Below are 20,917 nucleotides of genomic sequence, written 5' to 3'. Positions count from 1 at the left end.
CGAGCGGCTTAGTAGCTATCGTACGAATAGTCGGTAGAATCGGTGGGCGCCTGGCCGTCAGTTGCGGTATCGGCGCCATCCGTGGACTGGGCATCGGTGCCGTCGGTGGTGTCGGCACCATCAGAACTTTCACCATTCTCGGAATCAGTCGTCTCCTTCTTGGGAACGGTGATCGTCACGCGCGCCACGCCCGAGGTCTTGGTATCGTAACGGACCTTTTCGCCGTTCTTGGTAACGGTGACATCGGAAGGCTTAGACGTGGTGATCTCGATCGAGGACTCGGGCGTGTACTCCTGCTCAAAGGGGCCAGTCGCCTGAGCGCCATAGACCGACTTTCCGTCGACCTTGACCTCAATCCACGCGGTCTTTCCCTTGGCAACGGAGACCTTAACCTTTGTGACCTCGTTCTCTTCCTTCTTGGCCGTCGTCTTGGCGGCGTCCGAATCAGTCGACTCGTCAGTCGGCTCATCGGTGTCTTCGTCCTCGTCGACCGTTTCGGTCTTCTTAGAAGACTTCTTGGTCGTCGTCTTGGTAACAGCGGGCGTCTCGGGCGTGGCCTCGGGCGTCGAAGATGCGCAGCCGCGCAGAAGTACCACGATGAGCACGATCAGCAGCAACGCCACGGCACCGATGCCGGCGTAGACGATACGCGGATCGAGCCCGTTGTTTTGAGGAGCACGGGAACCGCCGCGTCCACGACTGGAACTGCTGCGGCCGCCTCCCTGAGGCATACGACCACGATTGCTGTCGGAACGGCCGCGATAGCCACCCTGGCCCTGAAGGCTACGCTGACCCGAGCGGGGCGCAAGTTCACCGCGGCCTTGATAGCCACGCTGGCCCGCACGCGGAGCCGAAGAGCGCTGGCCATACGGCTGTGGTTGAGAGCGAAGACGCGGCGTCACCTGCGTGGTATCGGCGTCCGCATAGCCACCGCGAGAGCGTCCGGTGGAGACACCACGGTAACCGCGATCGGAATAGCCGCCGTCGCCGTAGCCGGCACGAGGGTCACGCGCCACGCCGCGGGCAGCGGGAAGCGCACGGTCCTCGGGCATCGGCGTACTGCGGAACCGGTCACGCTGTGAGCGAATCTCCTCGCCCGAACCCGTCTCGGTAATATAACCGGCCTGCTGAGGACGCTGTCCATAACGGGTCGAACGACCGCCCTGAACCATCAGGAAGCGCCCGTTATCGACAGAGGAACGCGAATTGACGTAGCCGGCGGCGTCCTGGAAACGACCGCCCTGCTGCGACGTCTCGCGTTCGTATGCCATCAGGTCGTCAAAGTAGGCATTGACGACCTCGCGCGGATTGAGGCCCAAAAAACGAGCATAGCTCGAAATCATGCCCTGCGCATAGCCGCGCGGCGGCATCGAAGCAAAGTTACCGGTCTCGAAAAACTCGATGATCTGCGGCCTGATTTTGATGGTGTTGGCGACCTGCTGAATGGAAAGGCCCATTCGGCGACGCTGCTCGAGCAGCATGTCACCAAAGCGTGCAGCCATCAGAATCCTCCAAACTCACGATCTTCACGTGCCATCTCGGCGTCGACAGATTCCAGCGCGGCAAGCCCCTCCTCGTCCAACAGGACCTCGCGCGGCTTGGAACCGTCGGGCGGGCCGACGACACCCTTTTCTTCCAGCATGTCCATAATACGCCCGGCACGCGCATAGCCAACCTTCAGACGACGTTGCAGGCCAGATGTGGAGCCAAGCTGCGATTCCACCACAATATGGGCGGCTTCCCAAATGAGTGGATCATCGTCTTGCGGCTCGGCTACTCCGGTGCGGACAATGCCGCCGCCACCCGCCATGGACATGGAAGCGGGCGCCACGGCAGACAGGATCTCCTCGTGGTAGTCGGGCTCGCTTTGCGACTTGACGAACTCGACAATCTCGTTGATTTCGTCGTCCGAGACAAAGCAGCCCTGGATACGGCGAGGCTTACCCCAGTCGACCTTGGAGAACAACATGTCGCCCAAACCGGTGAGCTTCTCGGCGCCCATCTGGTCGATGATGACGCGCGAATCGATGCCCGTAGCGACGTTAAAGGCGATGCGGTTGGTGATGTTGGCCTTGATGAGGCCCGTCACCACGTTGGAGCTGGGGCGCTGCGTGGCAACGATAAGATGAATACCGGCGGCACGGCCCAGCTGTGCAATACGCACGATCGAGGCCTCGACATCCTTACCGGCGACCATCATCAGGTCAGAGAGCTCGTCAATGATAATGACAAGGTAGGGCATCTTTTGCGGCGGATTGTCGTAATGCTCAAACTCGCCAGCAGCCTGCTTTTCGTTGTAGGTCGAGATCTTACGCACGTTGAGACGCTCGAAGACCTTCAGGCGACGCTCCATCTCGGACACAGCCCATTGCAGAGCGCTCGCGGCCTGCTTGGGCTCGGTCACCACGGGCACATAGAGATGCGGCAGACCGTTATAGCCCGCAAGCTCGACGCGCTTGGGGTCGACCATGATCAGGCGAACGTCCTCGGGAAGGGCGCGCATGAGCAATGTCGTGATGATGGAATTGATCATCACCGACTTACCAGAACCGGTCGTACCGGCAATCAACAGGTGAGGCATCTTGGCGAGGTCGGCGACAACCGGCGTGCCCTCGGCGTCGCGGCCGATGGCGAGCTCGAGCGGACCGCCCTTCACATAGGGCAGCACGTCGCCCAGATTGACGTTCTGGCGCTTGCGGTTGGGAATCTCGATGCCCACGAGCGAGGTGCCGGGGATCGGGGCAAAGATACGCACCGACTGGGCAGCGAGCGAAAGCGCGATATCGTCCTCGAGGCTCGAAATTTTGCTCACACGCTCGCCCTCACCGGGCTGCAGTTTAAAGGTCGTCACCGTGGGGCCGGCGATCCAGCCGACCACGCGGGCACTGCGGCCAAACTCAAGCAAGGTGGATTGCAGTGACTCAGCGGTCTGCTCCAGCTCCTTGTCCGAAGACGCGGCGGAAGCCGACTGCGGGTTGGCATGCAGGATTTCGAGCGGCGGAAGCTTGAGTCCGTCCTCTTCTTCGCCCTCGTTATCTGCGGCGCCGTCGTCCACTCCCCCATCACGAGCCGCAGCCGATTCGATAGCACTCGTGGCAGGCGCACCGGCAACCTTGGGATGCTTCAGGAAGTCGGGAATCTGAGGTGCGGCCGAGACGGGATTCACGACAAACGGCGGCTCGGACTCGTCAACCTTGTCCGGATCGTCCTCCATCGAAAGCTGTCCAGTGACCTGACCGCGCTTGGCGTGGCGACGCGGCAGCAAGGTTGTCTTGGCGGTCTCGAGCGGAGCCTCGTCGTCCTCGTCGTCACCCTCGGTGAGCTCAATCTCGCTATCGGACCAAGACGGGTCGGGCTCGCTTGTGTTGAGCTTGGGCGCAGCCTTGCCCTTCTTGGCATGGCGGCGCGGCAGCAGCGTGGTCTTGGCGCGCTCGGCTTCAACCGACTCGGATACGTCGACAAATGGGTCATCGTCCTCGTCGTCATCCAAAACCGGGTCGACATCGCCACCCATGACCGTGGTCACCGCGGCGTCAGTCCCCTTCTGGCGCAGAATGCTCAGGTGCGGACGAGCGACGCCGGGAACAGACAGGGCCTCTTCATCGCCCCACGGGCTCGCATTGACATCGGCACGTCGACGCTCGGCAAAATCGGCAGCGCGATCGCGTGCGGAGCGCAAAACGCCACCCACCGAAAAGCCGATAATGACCAAACCAACGACGACAAGCCCCAGCAAGACAACCATGGCGATAGGTTTACCCAGGGCGTTTTGCAAGGCACTTGCGATAAAGGCGCCAATGTAGCCGCCCGACACGGAAAGGTTCTGCGGCGTAAACATAAGGTCGCACGAATCGCTCGTGCCCGGCACCATCAGCGAAAGAATGGAGACGACGGCGATAAAGACCAAGGCGCCGCCCGCAACAGAGCGCACGTTGAGCGGCGAGTCCTCACCCAAAAAGAGCGTGGCGGCAAACAGCAAGATGACGATCGGCAGCACGTAGGCGCCCAGACCAAAGCCCAGGTGGTAGAAACCGGCAACCGCAGCCGTCACGGGCGCTGTTGCCGGAGAGATCACGGCAATGAAGGACGCGATCGCCAAAACGGCGATGACCACACCGGCGATATCGCGATTGGCCGAAGGCTCGACCAAGGGCTCAAACTCATCGAACTCGGACTCGTGGCCCTTATTGGCACGCAGATGGGAACCGGCACCCTTAGCAGATGCCGGTTGGTTATTGGCCTTATTGCCTTTGGCGTTTTGTGCAGATCCGCGCGCCAAATTAAACCTCCATGACGACCGGGATGATCATCGGACGGGTGCGCGTACGGCTCCAGATAAAGTTAGAGAGCGAATCGCGCACGGCCTTGCGAATGGCATCGGAACCGCTGCTGGTAAAGCTGAACTTACCCTTCTCGATCGTCTTCATAATGGACGCGGAGGCATCCTCGGAGAACTGGTCGTCGATGGCAAACGAGACGCCGCGGCCCGAGAACTCGATGGCCTCGATCTTCTTATGTTTGAGGGAGACGATGGCAACGGCCGTGACCATACCGTCGTTGGCGAGCTTCTGGCGATCGCGCAGGACGATGGGGTCGGTATCGCCGATACGCAGGCCGTCGACGTAAACGACACCGGACTCGACGGGCGCACCGCGCTTGACGATACCACCGCGCATCTCGAGCGTGTCACCGTTATCGAGGATAAAGATATGATCGTCCTTGATGCCCATCTTGCGGGCCAGCTGGGCATGGGCGCGCAGATGCACGGCCTCACCGTGAACCGGCATAAAGTACGTAGGCTTGGCCATGGCCATCAGGAGCTTGAGCTCCTCCTGGCTACCGTGACCCGAGACGTGGACGAGAGCGCGGTTCTTATCCCACACGTCGCAGCCGAGCTTGGCCAGGCTGTTGACGACCTGCTGGACGGCCTTCTCGTTGCCAGGAACGGGAGTTGCCGAGAGGATAACGGTATCGCCCTCGTGAATGGAGAGCGTCTTGTGCTCGCCATTGGCCATGCGGGACAAAGCCGACAGCGGCTCGCCCTGCGAACCAGTGCACATGACGACGATCTTGTCGTCAGGCAGGTTATCGATATCGAAGGCATCGATGATATCGGCATCATCGATGTTGAGATAACCGAGCTCGCGCGCCACGCGGGTGTTCGTGAGCATGGAGCGACCGGTCACAACGACCTTACGGCCGCACTTGCGGGCGGCATCGCAGATCTGCTGCAAACGATGGATGTGGCTCGAGAACGATGCGACGAACACGCGACCCGGGGCGTTCTTGATGGCGTGCAGCAGGTTGGGACCAACCTCGGCCTCGGACTTGGTAAAGCCGGGAACCGTGGCATTGGTTGAGTCGGAAAGCAGCAGGTCGATGCCCTGCTTGGCAAAGCGGCTGATAGCGGCGTAGTCGGGCGTGACGCCGTCGATGGGCGTCTGGTCGAGCTTAAAGTCGCCGGTGTGCATAACGGTGCCCTGATTGGTGCGGATGAACACGCCCAGAGCGCCGGGGATGGAGTGCGTCATCGAGAAGAAGTCGAGCGAGATGCCGCCGAGGTTGACATGGCTGCCGCCCTTGACCTCGCGGAACTTAGGCGCGCGGATGCGGAACTCAGAAAGCTTGCCCTCGATAAAACCGAGCGTCAGCTTGCTCGAGAAGATGGGCACCTTGTTGTTGAGGTCCTGCAGCAGGTACGGAAGCGAACCGGTGTGGTCCTCGTGGCCGTGGGTAACGATGATACCGCGGAGCTTCTCCTCGTTCTCCAGAACGTAGGTGTAGTCGGGAAGCACCAGATCGATACCGGGCTGGGAGTCATCCGGGAACATGAGACCGGCGTCGACGAGCACCATGTCGTCGCCGCACTCGAAAACCGTCATGTTCTTGCCGATGCCATCAAGGCCGCCGAGCGGGATGATCTTCAAGGGAGATGATTTTTTAGCTGCCATAGGTAAGTGTGGTTTCCTTTCTTCGAAACGGGTCTGGAACAACCGACGGGGCGCTTCTGGCAAACCGACCGCCGGGAACGTACAAACATGCATCACAGAGTCGATGCAATAACCACAGTATGATACCCATTTGCCCACCAACAGACCACCCATGCATCAAAGCCCCATCTGAGGCGGTCTATCCCACCGGCCTTCCGTGGGGCTGGCGCTGATGAAGTTTCCTGCTCTACAGTCCTGCTCACGACGGAGGCCACATTAAGTGGCCTCCTGTTCGTGCGGAACTCGCGATAAACTTCATCAGCGCCAGCCCCACGGAAGGCCTATCGAATTTGACCAGCTATATGGGTGCCCAGTTCTATCTAGAGGAAATGCCGACCGATAAGACGCCAGCAGAGAAAAGAGGACTTACATTAACGTTAACCAGCCCTTTTGCTAGCACCCGGCTGGGCGGCATATGAAGTTTATCGCGAGTTCCGCACGCAAAGGAAAGCACTTAATGTGCTTTCCGTCTTGCGCAGGACTGTAGAGCAGGAAACTTCATATGCCGCCCAGCCGGGTGCTAGCAAAAGGGCGACCCCTCCCACGAGGAGTCGCCCTTGTTGAGCTGCTTATGTGCTGCGCTTACTCGGCGTCGTGGTGACGGCGGGGCTTGCGGCCTCCGTTGTCGCCGGGACGGCGCGGACGGTCGCTGCGCTCAGTGCGCTCGCGACGCGGACGCTCACGGCGCTGGAAGTGCTCGCCGTCGCCCTCGGAGGAACCCTCGGCGCGAGCCGGGGCCTCGGGCTTGTCAAGACGATCGAGCGAGATCTTGCCGCGATCGTCGACCTCGATAACGACGACCTTGACCTCGTCGCCGACGTTGAGGACGTCCTCGACCTTCTCCACGCGACCCTTGGCGACGCGGGAGATGTGCAGCAGGCCGTCCTTACCGGGCAGAAGGTTCACGAAGGCACCGAAGGGCTGGATGGAGACAACGCGACCGGTGTACTCCTCGCCCGGCTCGGGAACCTTGATGATGAGCTTGATGCGCTCGACAGCCTGGTCGACGGACTCGCCGGTGCCGCCGACAAAGACGGTGCCGTCCTCCTGGATGTCGACCGAGGCACCGGTCTCGTCCTGGATGCCGCGGATGACCTTACCACCAGAACCGATAACGTCGCGGATCTTGTCGGTCGGAACCTGGATGGAGACGATGCGCGGAGCGGTGCTGCGCGTGGTGTGGCGCGGCTCGGGGATCACATCGAGCATCTTCTGCAGGATGAAGGCGCGACCCTCCTTGGCCTGCTGCAGGGCGCGGGCCAAGATGTCGAAGGTAAGACCGGTGGCCTTGTTGTCCATCTGCAGGGCGGTGATGCCCTCGGTGGTACCGGTGACCTTAAAGTCCATGTCGCCCAGGAAGTCCTCGAGACCCTGGATGTCGGACAGGACCACGGTCTTGCCCTCCTCCTGGATCAGGCCCATGGCGATACCGGAGACCGGGCGCTTAATGGGCACGCCGCCGTCCATAAGGGCGAGCGTGGAGCCGCAGGTCGAAGCCATCGAAGAGGAGCCGTTGGACTCCATGACCTCGGAGACCACGCGGATGGCGTAGGGGAACTCGTTCTCGTCGGGGAGCACCGGAAGCAGGGCGCGCTCGGCCAGGTTGCCGTGTCCGATCTCGCGGCGCTTGGGGCTGCCCATGCGGCCGGTCTCGCCGGTGCAGAACGGCGGGAAGTTGTAGTGGTGCATGTAGCGCTTGCCCTCGGTGGGCTCGATGGTATCCAGACGCTGGCCCTCGTTGAGCATGCCGAGCGACAGGACGGAAAGCACCTGGGTCTGGCCACGCTGGAACAGGCCGGAGCCGTGAACGAGCGGCAGGTAGTTGTCCTTCACCATGATGGGGCGAATCTCATCGGCGGCACGGCCGTCAACGCGCTCGCCGGTCTCAACGACCATGGTACGCATGGCCTTCTTCTCGAGCTTCTTGAGCGCGACAGGGATCTCGCGCTCCCAAGCGGCCTGCTCCTCGTCAGTGAACTCCGCGCGGATGGACTCCTTCAGAGCCTCGACCTTACCGATGCGGGAGAGCTTGTCGGCGTCGCGCAGGGCAGCAGCCATCTCGTCGTAGTGGGCGAAGATGCGCTCCTGGACCTCCTCGACGGGCTGGTCGAGCGGGTACTCCTTCTTGACGATGGCGCCGTTGACCTGCTCCCACTCGGCGACGAACTCATCCTGGGCCTGGCAGAAGGCAGCGAGAGCCTCCTGGCCAAACTTCATGGCGGCGAGCATGTCGTCCTCGGAGATCTCCTCGGCGCCGGCCTCGACCATCGAGATGAAGTCGGCAGAGCCGCCCAGCTCCAGGTCCAGGTCGGAGTTCTCGCGCTCCTCATAGGTGGGGTTGACGATAAACTCGCCGGTCTCCACGTTGCGGCCGATGCGCACGCAGGCAAGCGGGCCCTCGAAGGGCACGCCGCCAAGCGTCATGGCCAGGGAGGCGCCCATGACGTTGATGACGTCGAAGGGGTTGACCTGATCGGCGACGAGCGAGGTAGCGACGATGTGCACCTCGTTGCGGAAGCCGTCCGGGAAGCTCGGGCGGATCGGGCGGTCGATCATGCGGGCCGTGAGCGTGGCCTTCTCGCTGGGACGGCCCTCGCGCTTGAGGTAGCCACCCGGGATGCGGCCGGCAGCGTACATCTTCTCGTTGAAGTCGACGGTCAGCGGAAAGAAGTCGTAGTTCTTGCGCTCCTTGGAGACGACCACGGTGTCGAGCATCGTGGTGTCGCCCTGCTTGACCAGACAGGCACCGGTGGCCTGCTTGGCAAGCTCGCCGGACTCAAAGGTGTAGGTCTTGCCGTACAGCTCAAAGGTCTTGGATACGAGTGTCATTGTTCTCCTTTACCCCACAGGCCCCTTGCCTGCGGGCTTCTCATGTGACGCGGGCCCCCTGCCCCCGCCACGCTTCAGAGCGTGATTGTTCACGCCCTTACACAAAAAGAGCGCCCCGCTGCGCAGGACGCTCTTAGCATGTACAAATCCTACTGGATGTTGTCGCGGATGCCCAGAGCCTTGATGAGCTCACGGTACTCGACGATGTCGTTCTTCTTGATGTAGGAGAGAAGACGACGACGACGGCCGACGAGCATAAGCAGGCCACGACGGGTGTGGAAGTCCTTCTGGTGGGACTTCATGTGCTCGGTCAGCTCCTTGATGCGCTCGGACAGGATGGCAACCTGAACCTTGGGGTTACCGGTGTCGACCGGGGTGTTACCGAACTGGGCAGTCAGTTCCGCCTTGCGCTCTTTGGAAACAGTCATTGTTTCACCTTTCGTTTTACGTCGCCCGCGGGCGACTCGATTCGCCTCGGACTGGGAAGTCGCCGGTGGAGCGAGCAACCAAGGTCGAGGTACCAACAGGTCGGTATGTTACCACAAGCAGCATGCGCCTGCGCATCATCACCGACCCAACATGAATTCCATCGCACGGAGCCGTTGATCGGTATGTGTTGCCGCCCAGACATGCGAAAGCCCGAGCAAAAACGCCGAAGTATGCGGGTCGATCTTTTGATCCATAAGTTCGTCGAAGGTCATGAACATGAGGGCGCGCAGCCATGCGACCTCACCGGTCGACACCAGCTCTGCACCTGGAACGCTCGACGCGCACGACCCGCATAGCAAGCCGCCCGCCTGAGACGAAAAATGCGACAACATGGGGTCGCCGCACGACACACAGGCAGAAAAATCGGGACGATACCCAATATGCGACAGCAGTTTAAAGACAAAGGCGGCTACCAGGAGGTCCATGTGCGCCGTATCGAGACCGCCGCCCACGAGTTCCAAGGCGCGCGAGGAAATGGCAAAGGTAAAAGGATCCTCTGCATCCTCAAACGAACATACGCGCGCGACCTCGGCGATCGCACTCGCCGCACAGGTCACCTCATAGTCGGGGGCGGCGCCAAGGGGAGCCTCCAACAACTCGGCCTGAGACACGATGTCGAGCGAGCGTCCGTGCGCGAGCAGCATATCCACCGTGCAGAACAGCTCGCAGCGCGCCGCCAAGCGACCGCCAGGCTTGCGCGCGCCCTTTGCCACGGCACGCACCTGGCGGCCTCGCTCGTCAAGCATCGTCAAAATCAGATCGGTTTCCTTGAGCTTGGTCTTATCGAGGACGAGCACTTTTGTGCGATATGTGCGAGAACCTGCCATATGCGTTCGAAAGGTTAGTCTTCGGCGTTATACCCAAAGCGGCGGATCTGGGCCTCGTCGTCGCGCCAACCGGCCTTGACCTTCACGTCCAGCTCCAAAAAGACCTGCGTGCCAAAAATACGCTCAAGATCGCGACGGGCGTCAATACCGATATGCTTGATCATCTCGCCGCCCTTGCCGATGATGATGCCCTTTTGGCCCTCGCGCTCCACGTAAATGGTGGCATGCACGCGCAGCACCTTCTTGGTCTGCTCGAGCGCATCGCAGATCACGCCCACGGAGTGCGGGATCTCGTCGCGGGTGCGGCGCAAGACCTTCTCGCGCACAAACTCGGCAACAAGCGTCTCGTCGGAAGCATCGGTACCCATGTCTTCGGGGAACCAACGCGGGCCCTCGGGCAAAAAGTGCGCAACGGTCTCGATGAAGGCGTCGACGTTGAAGTTCTTCACCGACGAGGTCACGATCTCGTCGTCGTATTCCATAAGCTCATGCGCTGCCTTGAGCTGCTCCATGACCTGCGCGGGGTCGGCCTCGTCGGCCTTGGTGAGCACCAAGACCTTCTTGCAGCGGGCGCCTCTGACGCGCTCGGCAACCCAGGCGTCTCCCCTGCCGATGGGCTTGGTGGCATCAATCAAAAACGCGACAACGTCAACGTCGTTGAGCTCGAACAGGGCGCTTTTGTTGAGCTCGGAGCCCAGACCGTCCTTGGGCTTATGAATGCCCGGAGTATCGACAAAGACCAGCTGGTAGCCGGAGCGGTTAACCACGGCGCGCATGCGGCGGCGAGTCGTCTGGGCCACCGGCGAGGTGATGGCGACCTTTTTGCCATAGCATGCGTTGAGCAACGTGGACTTACCGGCGTTGGGACGACCGACCAGGGCCACAAAGCCGCTGCGGAACCCGGGCTCCACATCGCCAAAGCCCAGAGACGTCTCGTCTTCGTCACATAGGGCGTCGAGCTCCTCGTCGCTCATACCCTCAAACGGGTCGAATTCCTCGACCTCGTCAATCGAATCGGCATCCTCGACCTCGTCCAGAACCTCATCGGTAGGCTGCATATTGTCGGACATGGGAATCCCTTTCTAAATAAAGCCAAGCGCGTGGGCAAAGACCAGCAGGCCCACGATTGCGGCGGTGATGGAAAGAACGTACACGGAAGCGGCGGCGATATCCTTGGCGCGCTTCGCCAGCGGATGAAGTTCCTGGGTCGCCAGGTCGACAATCGCCTCCATAGCGGTATTGCACAGCTCGCCGTGAATCACCAGGCCACAGCAGATGATAACCGTGGCCCACTCGGCAATGTCGAGGCCGACAATGCAGCCGGCAATGACGGTACACACGCCCGCCGCGAGCATGACCTTGATGTTGCGCTCGGTTTTAACGGCGGTGACAAAGCCCTCCATGGCGTAGGAGAACGACTTTAGAAAGGACGGATGGTCCTTGTTCGATCCGGGAATCATAGACGGCTCCTAGTCGTGGGCATGGTTGGTGATGGGACCGACGTGGACCAACTTGGGGTCCTCGCCGCGCTCGAGCGCCAGATCGCGCAGGATGGCATCCTCACGGGCCTCCATGACCTCGGCCTCATCGTCCTCGATGTGGTCATAGCCCAGCAGGTGCAGCATGCCGTGCACAAGCATCAGCCGGCACTCGTCGGCGGGGCTGTTACCAAAACCGGGAGCCTGACGAGCGATGACCTGCGGTGCCAAGATAATATCGCCGAGCTCGATCGTCTCGTCGGCGGGAATATCCTCGTCAAAGGCAGAGTCGCACTCAAACGAAAGAACGTCGGTGGTGCGATCGATACCGCGCCACTCGTGGTTGAGCTCGTGCATCTCGTCCTCGTCGACATACGAAAGGGAAATCTCGACTTCACGCTCAACGCCCTCGGCAGAAAGCACGAACTGGCAGATGTGCTCCACCTCCTGGGCGTCGAGCAGCGTATCGAGCTCGGCATCGTTGCTGATCAATACACTCAACGGGACTCCTTTCGGTCGCGCGAGCGCTGCTCACGCACGTCATCATACGCATCATAGGCCTCGACGATCCTGCCCACCAGGGCATGGCGCACCACATCGGCGCGCTCCAAGTGCGAAAATGCCACATCGTCGACACGGCCCAATATCTTCTCGACATCGGCCAGGCCGCCGCGGCGACCCACCAGGTCGCGCTGGCTCAGATCACCGGTAATCACAAACTTGGAGTTAAAGCCCAGGCGCGTCAGGAACATCTTCATCTGCTCAGGCGTCGTGTTTTGCGCCTCGTCGAGTACCACAAAGGCGTCGCTCAGTGTTCGGCCGCGCATGTAGGCGAGCGGGGCAATCTCGATCACGCCACGCTCCATGAGCTCGTCGGTACGCTCGCGGTCCATCATGTCAAACAGGGCATCGTAGAGCGGACGCATGTAAGGGTCGATCTTTTCCTCGAGGGTGCCGGGCAAAAAGCCCAAATTCTCACCCGCCTCGACAACGGGCCGCGTAAGGACCAGGCGACCCACCTCATGGCGCTTGAGCGCGGCGACGGCGAGCGCCATGGCTAGATAGGTCTTACCGGTACCGGCGGGGCCCAGGCCAAACGTGATGGTATGCGAGCGGATGGCGTCAACATAGCGCTTTTGGCCGAGCGTCTTAGGACGAATGACGCGGCCTCGATACGAAAGCAGCACGTCATCGCGCAACGACGAGGCATCGTGCTCTCCATCGCGCAAGACAGCCAAGCAACGCGAGACGTCGTCGGCAGACAGCGTGCGACCGGCAGCCGCCTCGCGAAAAGCGTGTTCAAAAAAACGCGCCACGAGTTCGACCTCGTCCGGGTCGCCGCTCACGGAGATGCTATCGCCACGGGCGACCACGTGAGCGCGAACCAAGCTCTCGAGCGCACGAAGGACGCCGTCGCCGGCGCCCAAAACACGCGAGGGATCAACTCCCTCGGGAACGGTAAGTCTAATCTTCGAGGCTTCCATGGACCTCCCTGCGCGCATGGACCAAGCCGGAATCATCGACTCCGATGATAGCAACATCGAGCAGGCACGGGGCTGTAAGTCCACAGGTATCGTCAAGACGGGCATGATGGAACGAACCGAGCGTCAGGCTGTCACCATACTCGAGCACGGCACGCTCGACAGTGCCCACGCGACGACGAGCATCGGCAATAGCGAGCTCCTGCGCCGTGTCTCGCATACGGCGGCTGCGCTCGGCCATAACCTCGGGCGGCACCTGGTCGGGCATGTCGGCAGCAAGGGTACCGGGACGCTTGCTATAGCGGAACACGTGCATACGCGAGAAACCCACACGGCGGCACAGCGCCAGCGACTCCTCGAACTCCTCGTCCGTCTCACCAGGAAAACCGACGATGACATCGCACGAAAGAGACGCCTGGGGCAAGTTGGCGCGAATCATACGCACCGTGTCCTCAAAGGCCTCCGCACTATAGGGACGACCCATGCGATGAAGGGTCGCCGTACAGCCGGACTGCACGGGCAGGTGCAAAAACGGGGCGATACGCTGCGGATAGCGCGCCATAACCTTAAGCAGGCGCTCAGAGATATCCATGGGCTCGACCGAGGAAATGCGCACATGCGCAATAGTCGTGCGCTCCATGATGGCCTCGAGCAGCTCATCGATTTCGACATGCTCGTCGGTCGCGCTCTTGCCATCGTAGGCACCCAGGTTCACACCGGTCAGCACCACCTCGGGCACGCCGGCCTCCCGGGCCTCGCGAACTTGCTCAAGCACGGACTCGACGGGCACGGAGCGCTCGGGGCCGCGCGCCTTCCACACAATGCAATAGGTGCAGCGATGGTTGCAGCCGTCCTGGATCTTCACGCCCAGGCGAGAGCGACCGAGCGCATCGACCACCTCGCCATCGCTGCAGGCGGGAACGCTATCGGACTCAACGCCCAGCACCTCGCAGACACGTTCGGCGACATCGATCTTGGACGGCTCGGCGATCACGCGATCCGAAAGCTCCAACAGCTCCTCGGGATGCAAATTGACCACGCAACCGGTCACGAGCACATAGGGCTCATTTGGATGGGCCAGCGCATGACGGACGGCCTTACGGGTCTTGGCCTCAGCCTCGCCCGTAACGGCACAGGTGTTAATGACGATCAAATCGGCATCCTGGGGCTCCACAATGGCAAAGCCCAGGCGCATAAGATCGGCAGTGATACGGTCAGACTCAACCCGGTTGACACGGCAGCCGAGGTTGACGACGGAAATATGGGGTGCGAGCACGCGGGCTCCTTAATCGAGGATATCGTCGAGGGCACTCTTGATACGGTCGGTCACCGACTTCTTACCGGAAGCGACGTCATCGCCCATCTCATCGGCAAAAGCACGGAGCAGCTCGCGTTGCTTATTGGAAAGATTGGTGGGAACGACCACGCGCAGTTGCACGATCAGGCGGCCACGCGAACCGCCACCGCCAATGCGCGGCATGCCGTAATTATTGACGCTCACGGTGTCGCCGTACTGGGCGCCGGCGGGAACCGTCACCTTAACGACCTCGTCGGGCATAATGCCCTCGACCTCGATCTCGCAGCCGAGCGCAGCCTGCGCAATCGAGATATCGCTCACCAGGTACAGGTCGTCACCGTTGCGCTTAAAGCGCTCATGGTCGGCGACGCGCACGTTGACAATCAGGTCGCCCGAAGGCTCGCCGCGAAGGCCGGCCTCGCCAAAGCCGCTCACACGCAGCTGGCGACCGGTCGAAACGCCGGCGGGAATATCGATGTCGATCTTTTCGTGCGAAGGCGTGCGACCCTGACCGTCGCAGGTCTCGCAGGGATGGTCGATAACCGTGCCCTCGCCATGGCAGTCGGGGCAAGGCGAGGAAGACTGAACCTGGCCCAAAAACGATCGCTGAACCGTCGTGACGTAGCCCGTACCGTGGCAGCGACTGCACTGCTTTTCCTGTGCACCCTCGGCCCTACCGGTACCGTTGCAGTCCTCGCAAGGAGCAAGGCGATCATAGCTGATCGTCTTTTTGCAACCGAGCGCCGCCTCCTCGAGCGTCACCGAAAGGGAGATGGCCATGTCACGTCCGCGACGACGCTCACGACGGCTGCGGGCGCCACCACCGGCGCCACCGCCAAAGAACGACGAGAACAGGTCGTCCATGCCCATGCCACCAAAGATATCGTTGATGTCGACATAGCCAGAACCACCAGGACCGTCGGCAGTGCCGTAACGGTCGTAGTTAGCACGCTTCTGCTCATCGGAAAGAACGGAATAGGCCTCGTTGAGCTCCTTGAACTTGGCCTCGGCCTCGGGATCGTCCGAAACATCCGGATGTACGGTACGGGCCTTCTTTAAAAACGCACGCTTAATCGTCCGCGCGTCGGCATCCCTGTCGACGCCAAGCACCTCGTAGTAATCCCTATTTTCCGACACGACCGAATCCTTCCGACTTTCATTATTGTCACAGTGCGTCCTATACCCAAGCTGGGCCGACCGCAAACAAAGGGTTTGATGTTATTGCATTTGATACGGCGAAAGCATGGCCCGTTGCGAGCAGCTCGCGAACCAAACCGACACGAGCGCGAACATGAAGCCGTTGGCAAAACCGTTGGCAAACTGCATCGCACCGCGCTTCCACCACAGCAGGCTGCGATGAAGCACACCGTCCGAAAGCACCATGAACAGGCCCATGGTAAACGGAATAAAGCACATCACGGCAAAGGCCGAGAACACTCCCGAGATGGCCGACAGCACCAAAAACGGCGCCACAATGCCCATCAGGTAAAAGCCAGTACGAGCTTTGCCTTCCAAGCGCTCGGCCTCAACATGGGCGCGGCCGACCAGGTCGCCGCCCGCGGCACCGTTAGTGCCAGCATGGCCCATGCCGCTAATGCGGACCTCGTCGCCATCGTGCGTGCCGGCAGGAAACTCAATCGTCTGCTCGGAGGTCACACGGGTTCGCCCGCTGCCACCGCAATCGGGGCAGGGGTCGGCCACGACCTTACCGGAACCGCCGCACTCGGGGCAGACCGACTGGAACGTGCCCGCACCAAACAGGAAGGACAGGTCGACGTCGATGTGGCCGCGGCCACCGCAGCTCGGGCAGGTATGGGCATGCTCAGACGAAACGGAGCCCGAGCCGCCGCAGTTGCTACAGGTATCGAAGCGCGTGTAGCGGACGGTCTTGCGGGCACCGCCCTTGGCCTCCTTGGCGTCGAGTTTGATATCGACGACCACGTTGGCGCCGTTCTCGGGATTGTAGGCAGCCTGGCCGCGACGCTGCTGGCCCCAGGCGCCACCAAAGGGAAAGCCGCCCTCAAAGGGATTGCCATAGCCCGTGCTGCCGGCGTAGCCGCCACCATAGGGCGAAGCCGTAGGAACACCGGCAAAGGGATTGCCAGAACGCATGGCGTCGTAGCGCGCACGTTTTTGCTCATCCGAAAGCACGGCGTAGGCCTCGGAAACCTCTTTAAACTTTTCCTCGGCATCCGGCTCTTTATTGACGTCCGGATGGAGCTTACGGGCCTTTTGCTGGAAGGCCTTTTGAATATCACGCGAGGTGGCGTCCTTGGAGACACCCAGAATCTCGTAGTAATCTTTTTCGTTCATCGTCGCCATGCGCGGCAACCTCCTGCTCACAGCAGCGTATATATTCCGGTAATTCTACCCGAGCGGCCTAAGCTAGATCCCAAAACAGCTCGAACAGAACATTTCCATCGAGCCAGCCCAGATGGGTCGGCGCCAGACGAGCTCGAACATGGCCCGCGACGACATCTGCCGTAGTGAAGGGTCCCTCATGACCCCAGAGCGTCTCGGGCACCCAAGTGGCAAGACCCAATTCGAGCGCGCGATCGCAGGCAGCTGCCAGCTCGCCCGTTGGGATGACGCAAGCTGCACGAGCCAACAGGTCGGACGCAACACCGCGCGTCATGCGACAAGCGAGCATCAAGTCTTCGGCGACAGCCTCGCGCTGCGACAGATATTCGGCCTCGAACGCCGTCGCGTCATCGTCACGTTGCACCAGACGCACGCGGTACGCATCGCCCCGAGAAGACACGCCGGGGAACAAGCCTGCAAGACGGTCGAAATCCTCGTCGTCGAGCATGCCCGCGGCAGAACGACCCAGGCCCAGGTAGCCTCGTCCGGTCCAGTAGGCAATGTTATGGGCGCACTCATGGCCATCGAGCGCGTAGCTTGCCACCTCATACGGATGATAGCCGGCCGCACCCAGGCGCTCACGCGCCGCGTCCATGCACGAAGCCTGAAAATCCTCGTCGGGCTCGAGCGACTCGTCACGGCACGCCATGCGATAGAGTGGCGTGCCCTCCTCGAGCGTGAGCGGGTAGACCGACACATGATGAGGCGCCGCTGCCAACACGACATCGAGCGTGCTCCGCCAGCTTGCGGCCGTCTGCCCGGGAAGGCCGCACATCAGGTCGCACGACACATCAAGGCCAGCATCCTTCACCGTCGCGATAGCCGCAAGTGCCCGATTAGCATCGTGAATGCGGCCAATAGCGGCCAGCTCGGTATCGTCGAGGGTTTGCACGCCCAGAGAGATGCGCGTGACACCCGCCTCGGCAAGCGCGGTGGCGAGCTCAGCGGTCAGGGACTCAGGATTGGCTTCGCAAGTAAATTCAACGGGTTTGCACCACATGGAGATACGCCGGGCAAGTTTCACCAGGCGCTCCCCAGCCAGCGACGGCGTGCCGCCGCCAATATAGACCGTGCGGACCTGCGCAAGCGCCCCGGCGTCGCCAAAGGAATCGAGGCGCGCATACAGCTGCTCAAAATAGGAATCGAGCGCGGCATCCAAATCACACGCAGCAAAGCTGCACGAGTCAAAGTCGCAATAGCGGCATTTTTGAGCGCAAAACGGCACGTGCACGTACAGCGCGGTAACGGCCACCCTTAGGCCTCCAGCGGATGAGAGGGCACCGATTCACCGGCGGCAAGCGCGGCCTCGCAGGCCACCACATCGCGCTCGATATCATCGACCAGCGACATGAACTCCTCGTACGTAGAGCAACGCACCACCTGAGCGCGCCAGGCGGCGGCATGGGGCATGCCCTTTAAGTACCAGCTTGCGTACGTGCGAGCACGCGACATGAGCGGCAGAAGCTCGTGCGTCAACGTCAGGTGCTCACGCAGAGCCTCCAGGCGCTCGACCGAGGAGCGAGAAGGAACCGGCGTGCCATCGAGTGCAAGGGCTCGGGCATCGCCGAACACCCACGGATTGCCGTAGATGCCGCGCGCGATAAACACCGCGCTGGCACCCGAGCCGTGCAGATGCTCAGCAGCGTCCTCGGCCGAGAACACATCGCCCGAACCAATCACGGGAATCTCGACAGCGTCGGCAACCTCATCGACGACCGACCAATCGGCCTGGCCCGTGTAGAGCTGCGTGGCGCAACGACCATGCACGGCGACTGCGGCAGCCCCTGCACTCTCAAGCATCTGGGCAAATGTCGCGGCATTACGGTCCTCGGCATAAAAGCCCTTGCGAATCTTGACGGTCACGGGCACGTGCGCCGCGCCCACCGTGGCCTCGACGATCTTCTCCGCCAGGTCGGGCGTGCGCATGAGTGCCGAACCCTCGCCCTTGGTAACGACCTTGCGGGCGGGGCATGCCATATTGATATCGATGAGCGACAGGCGATCGCCAACGCGCTCCTCGACGGCGGCAACGGCGCTCGCAAACTGATCGGGCTTGGAGCCAAAGAGCTGCACGCAAATCTGTTGCTCCTCGTCGGCCGGTAGCACCAGGCGCCAGGTCTTGTTGCTGGCATAGGCAAGGCCCGCCACGCTCACCATCTCGCTGTAGGCAAGGTTGGCACCGCGGCGGCGACACATGATGCGATAGGCAGGGTCGGTTACGCCCGCCATGGGAGCCATAAGGAACGGCTGCTCGGCATAGGCACCCAGCAGCCGCTTGCTGTAATCAGAAAGCCCCATGGACCTACTCGTCCACCTTGAGGATCGCCATAAAGGCCTCCTGCGGAACCTCGACCGATCCGATGGCTTTCATGCGCTTCTTGCCCTCTTTCTGCTTCTCGAGCAGCTTGCGCTTACGCGAGATATCGCCGCCGTAGCACTTGGCAAGAACGTCCTTGCGACGCGCCTTGACGGTGGAACGGGCGATGATCTTGTTGCCGATAGCACCCTGGATAGGCACCTCGAACAGCTGACGCGGGATGATCTCCTTGAGCTTGTCGCACAGGCCACGGGCCAGGCCATATGCCTTGTCCTTATGGACGATAAACGAAAGCGCGTCCACCTCGTCGCCCGAAAGCAAAATATCGAGCTTCACGAGCTCGGAGGGACGGTACTCGTTGAACTCGTAGTCGAGCGAGGCATAGCCCTTGGTGCGGCTCTTGAGCTGATCGAAGAAATCCAAGATGAGCTCGGCGAGCGGCATATCGAAGCGCATCTCGACCGATTTGCTCGTCAGGTGGATCATGTCGGTTGTGACGCCGCGGTGCTCGATGGCGAGCTGCATGACGGCACCCGTGTACTCAGGCGGGCAGATGATCTTTGCCTTGAGGTAGGGTTCCTCGATACGATCGATGCGTGTGGCCTCGGGAAGGTCCTGCGGACTGCGGACATCGATCATTTCGCCGTCGGTCTTGTAGACGTGATAATCAACCGAGGGACTCGTGGCAATGAGGTCCAGGTTGAACTCGCGCTCCAGGCGTTCCTTGACGACTTCCATGTGCAGCAGGCCCAGGAAGCCCACGCGGAAGCCGAAGCCGAGCGCCACCGAGGTCTCGGGCTCCCACACCAACGACGGGTCGTTGACGTGCAGTTTATCGAGCGCGTCACGCAGGTTCTCGTAGTCCTTATTGTCGATCGGGAACAGGCCCGTATAGACCATGGGCTTGGCCTCGCGATAACCGGGAAGCGGCTCGGGGCAGGGGTTCGACGCCCACGTAAGGGTATCGCCCACGCGAACGGCCTCGGGATCCTTCAAGCCCGTGACCACATATCCGACCTCGCCGACCGTCAGCGCGTCGACCGGGGTCTCGGCAGGACGCTTGACGCCCACGCCGTCGACCAAAAAGTCGCCCTTGGCTTGCATCATAAGCAGGGTATCGCCCTTTTTGATGGAACCATCGAAGACGCGCACCGTAGCCACCACACCGCGATACTCGTCAAAGTACGAATCCAAAATGAGCGCTTTGAGCGGAGCGTTTGCATCGCCCTTAGGCGGCGAAATCAAAAAGACAATGGACTCCAGCAGATCGTGAATGCCCTCGCCGGTCTTGCCCGAGACGCACACAGCATCATCGGCAGGGATCGCCAGGTCATCCTCGATCTCGGTCTTAACCTCATCGGGATGGGCCGAGGGCAGGTCGATCTTGTTGATGGCCGGCACAATGTCCAGATTGGCGTTCATGGCGAGCGTCGCGTTGGAAACGGTCTGCGCCTCGACGCCCTGCGTGGCGTCGACAACGAGTACCGCGCCCTCACAGGCTGCCAGCGAGCGCGAGACCTCATAGGTAAAGTCCACGTGGCCCGGCGTATCGATCAGATTGAACTGATACGTCTCACCATCGTCGGCGTCATAGGAAACGCGGACGGCATTGGACTTGATCGTAATGCCGCGCTCGCGCTCGATATCCATGGTGTCGAGCAGCTGCGACTCCATGTCGCGTTCGTCGACGGTATGGGTGAGCTCGAGGATGCGGTCACTGATCGTGGACTTGCCATGGTCGATGTGCGCAACGATCGAGAAGTTGCGGATGTGGGAAATGTCAATTGAAGTATTCATGCGGACTATCTTACCCGAGCGGTACAAAAAATGGAGCCTGTTCCATAAAAC

Annotated in this window: 16 protein-coding genes; all 16 read right to left on the bottom strand. The window is 61.3% G+C overall.

Features of this window, described 5'->3' with window-relative positions; genetic code table 11:
- Positions 1 to 8: 8 nt before the first annotated feature.
- Positions 9 to 1,502, bottom strand: coding sequence for a RodZ domain-containing protein (locus tag AAAV21_RS06090; RefSeq protein ID WP_349108139.1), 1,494 nt, complete (start codon positions 1,500 to 1,502; stop codon positions 9 to 11).
- The gene (locus AAAV21_RS06085; RefSeq protein ID WP_349108138.1) at positions 1,502 to 4,279 is read right to left on the bottom strand and encodes a DNA translocase FtsK 4TM domain-containing protein; all 2,778 of its coding nucleotides are present in this window, start codon (positions 4,277 to 4,279) and stop codon (positions 1,502 to 1,504) included. Before AAAV21_RS06085 ends, AAAV21_RS06090 begins: the two co-directional genes overlap by 1 nt.
- A 1-nt stretch (position 4,280) precedes the next feature.
- Positions 4,281 to 5,951, bottom strand: coding sequence for a ribonuclease J (locus AAAV21_RS06080; protein WP_349108136.1), 1,671 nt, complete (start codon positions 5,949 to 5,951; stop codon positions 4,281 to 4,283).
- Positions 5,952 to 6,572: 621 nt separating this feature from the next.
- On the bottom strand, positions 6,573 to 8,819 hold the full coding sequence (locus AAAV21_RS06075) for a polyribonucleotide nucleotidyltransferase (protein ID WP_349108135.1): 2,247 nt from the start codon (positions 8,817 to 8,819) through the stop codon (positions 6,573 to 6,575).
- Between the two features lie 149 nt (positions 8,820 to 8,968).
- A complete protein-coding gene (gene rpsO / locus AAAV21_RS06070) occupies positions 8,969 to 9,247 on the bottom strand; it encodes a 30S ribosomal protein S15 (protein WP_035138510.1) in 279 nt (92 codons plus the stop codon).
- 138 nt (positions 9,248 to 9,385) lie between these two features.
- On the bottom strand, positions 9,386 to 10,135 hold the full coding sequence (gene recO / locus AAAV21_RS06065) for a DNA repair protein RecO (protein ID WP_349108133.1): 750 nt from the start codon (positions 10,133 to 10,135) through the stop codon (positions 9,386 to 9,388).
- A 14-nt stretch (positions 10,136 to 10,149) separates the two neighbouring features.
- Positions 10,150 to 11,205, bottom strand: coding sequence for a GTPase Era (gene era, locus AAAV21_RS06060; RefSeq protein WP_349108132.1), 1,056 nt, complete (start codon positions 11,203 to 11,205; stop codon positions 10,150 to 10,152).
- Between the two features lie 12 nt (positions 11,206 to 11,217).
- A complete protein-coding gene (locus AAAV21_RS06055; RefSeq protein WP_118289032.1) occupies positions 11,218 to 11,595 on the bottom strand; it encodes a diacylglycerol kinase family protein in 378 nt (125 codons plus the stop codon).
- Between the two features lie 9 nt (positions 11,596 to 11,604).
- Positions 11,605 to 12,114: an rRNA maturation RNase YbeY gene (gene ybeY / locus AAAV21_RS06050; RefSeq protein WP_349108130.1), complete on the bottom strand. Its 510-nt coding sequence runs from the start codon at positions 12,112 to 12,114 to the stop codon at positions 11,605 to 11,607.
- On the bottom strand, positions 12,111 to 13,097 hold the full coding sequence (locus AAAV21_RS06045; protein WP_349108129.1) for a PhoH family protein: 987 nt from the start codon (positions 13,095 to 13,097) through the stop codon (positions 12,111 to 12,113). Before AAAV21_RS06045 ends, ybeY begins: the two co-directional genes overlap by 4 nt.
- Positions 13,078 to 14,370 carry a MiaB/RimO family radical SAM methylthiotransferase gene (locus AAAV21_RS06040; protein WP_349108127.1) on the bottom strand — a complete coding sequence of 431 codons (1,293 nt, stop codon included), beginning with the start codon at positions 14,368 to 14,370 and terminating at the stop codon, positions 13,078 to 13,080. The genes AAAV21_RS06045 and AAAV21_RS06040 overlap by 20 nt, the downstream gene beginning before the upstream one ends.
- 9 nt (positions 14,371 to 14,379) lie before the next feature.
- Positions 14,380 to 15,528 (bottom strand): molecular chaperone DnaJ, encoded by a 1,149-nt coding sequence (dnaJ, locus tag AAAV21_RS06035; RefSeq protein WP_117635252.1) that lies wholly within the window; start codon positions 15,526 to 15,528, stop codon positions 14,380 to 14,382.
- A gap of 81 nt (positions 15,529 to 15,609) precedes the next feature.
- Entirely contained in the window at positions 15,610 to 16,713 is a 1,104-nt protein-coding gene (locus tag AAAV21_RS06030) for a DnaJ domain-containing protein (RefSeq protein WP_349108126.1), read from the bottom strand.
- A gap of 58 nt (positions 16,714 to 16,771) precedes the next feature.
- Positions 16,772 to 18,004 (bottom strand): radical SAM family heme chaperone HemW, encoded by a 1,233-nt coding sequence (hemW, locus tag AAAV21_RS06025; RefSeq protein ID WP_349108124.1) that lies wholly within the window; start codon positions 18,002 to 18,004, stop codon positions 16,772 to 16,774.
- Between the two features lie 2 nt (positions 18,005 to 18,006).
- Entirely contained in the window at positions 18,007 to 19,050 is a 1,044-nt protein-coding gene (gene dusB, locus AAAV21_RS06020) for a tRNA dihydrouridine synthase DusB (protein ID WP_349108123.1), read from the bottom strand.
- 4 nt (positions 19,051 to 19,054) lie between these two features.
- Positions 19,055 to 20,866: a translation elongation factor 4 gene (lepA, locus tag AAAV21_RS06015; RefSeq protein WP_117776228.1), complete on the bottom strand. Its 1,812-nt coding sequence runs from the start codon at positions 20,864 to 20,866 to the stop codon at positions 19,055 to 19,057.
- Between the last annotated feature and the right edge of the window lie 51 nt (positions 20,867 to 20,917).

Origin of the sequence: Collinsella sp. CLA-AA-H302 (assembly GCF_040093305.1) — a bacterium.
Taxonomy (GTDB): Bacteria; Actinomycetota; Coriobacteriia; order Coriobacteriales; family Coriobacteriaceae; genus Collinsella.
This window is presented reverse-complemented; position numbering and strand designations above follow the sequence as displayed.

Bases quoted from the DNA above. Each gene is read 5' to 3' on its own strand.
- AAAV21_RS06090 (WP_349108139.1), bottom strand. From the start codon at position 1,502: ATGGCTGCACGCTTTGGTGACATGCTGCTCGAGCAGCGTCGCCGAATG.
- AAAV21_RS06080 (WP_349108136.1), bottom strand. From the start codon at position 5,951: ATGGCAGCTAAAAAATCATCTCCCTTGAAGATCATCCCGCTCGGCGGC.
- AAAV21_RS06075 (WP_349108135.1), bottom strand. From the start codon at position 8,819: ATGACACTCGTATCCAAGACCTTTGAGCTGTACGGCAAGACCTACACC.
- rpsO (WP_035138510.1), bottom strand. From the start codon at position 9,247: ATGACTGTTTCCAAAGAGCGCAAGGCGGAACTGACTGCCCAGTTCGGT.
- recO (WP_349108133.1), bottom strand. From the start codon at position 10,135: ATGGCAGGTTCTCGCACATATCGCACAAAAGTGCTCGTCCTCGATAAG.
- era (WP_349108132.1), bottom strand. From the start codon at position 11,205: ATGTCCGACAATATGCAGCCTACCGATGAGGTTCTGGACGAGGTCGAG.
- AAAV21_RS06055 (WP_118289032.1), bottom strand. From the start codon at position 11,595: ATGATTCCCGGATCGAACAAGGACCATCCGTCCTTTCTAAAGTCGTTC.
- AAAV21_RS06045 (WP_349108129.1), bottom strand. From the start codon at position 13,097: ATGGAAGCCTCGAAGATTAGACTTACCGTTCCCGAGGGAGTTGATCCC.
- AAAV21_RS06030 (WP_349108126.1), bottom strand. From the start codon at position 16,713: ATGGCGACGATGAACGAAAAAGATTACTACGAGATTCTGGGTGTCTCC.
- dusB (WP_349108123.1), bottom strand. From the start codon at position 19,050: ATGGGGCTTTCTGATTACAGCAAGCGGCTGCTGGGTGCCTATGCCGAG.
- lepA (WP_117776228.1), bottom strand. From the start codon at position 20,866: ATGAATACTTCAATTGACATTTCCCACATCCGCAACTTCTCGATCGTT.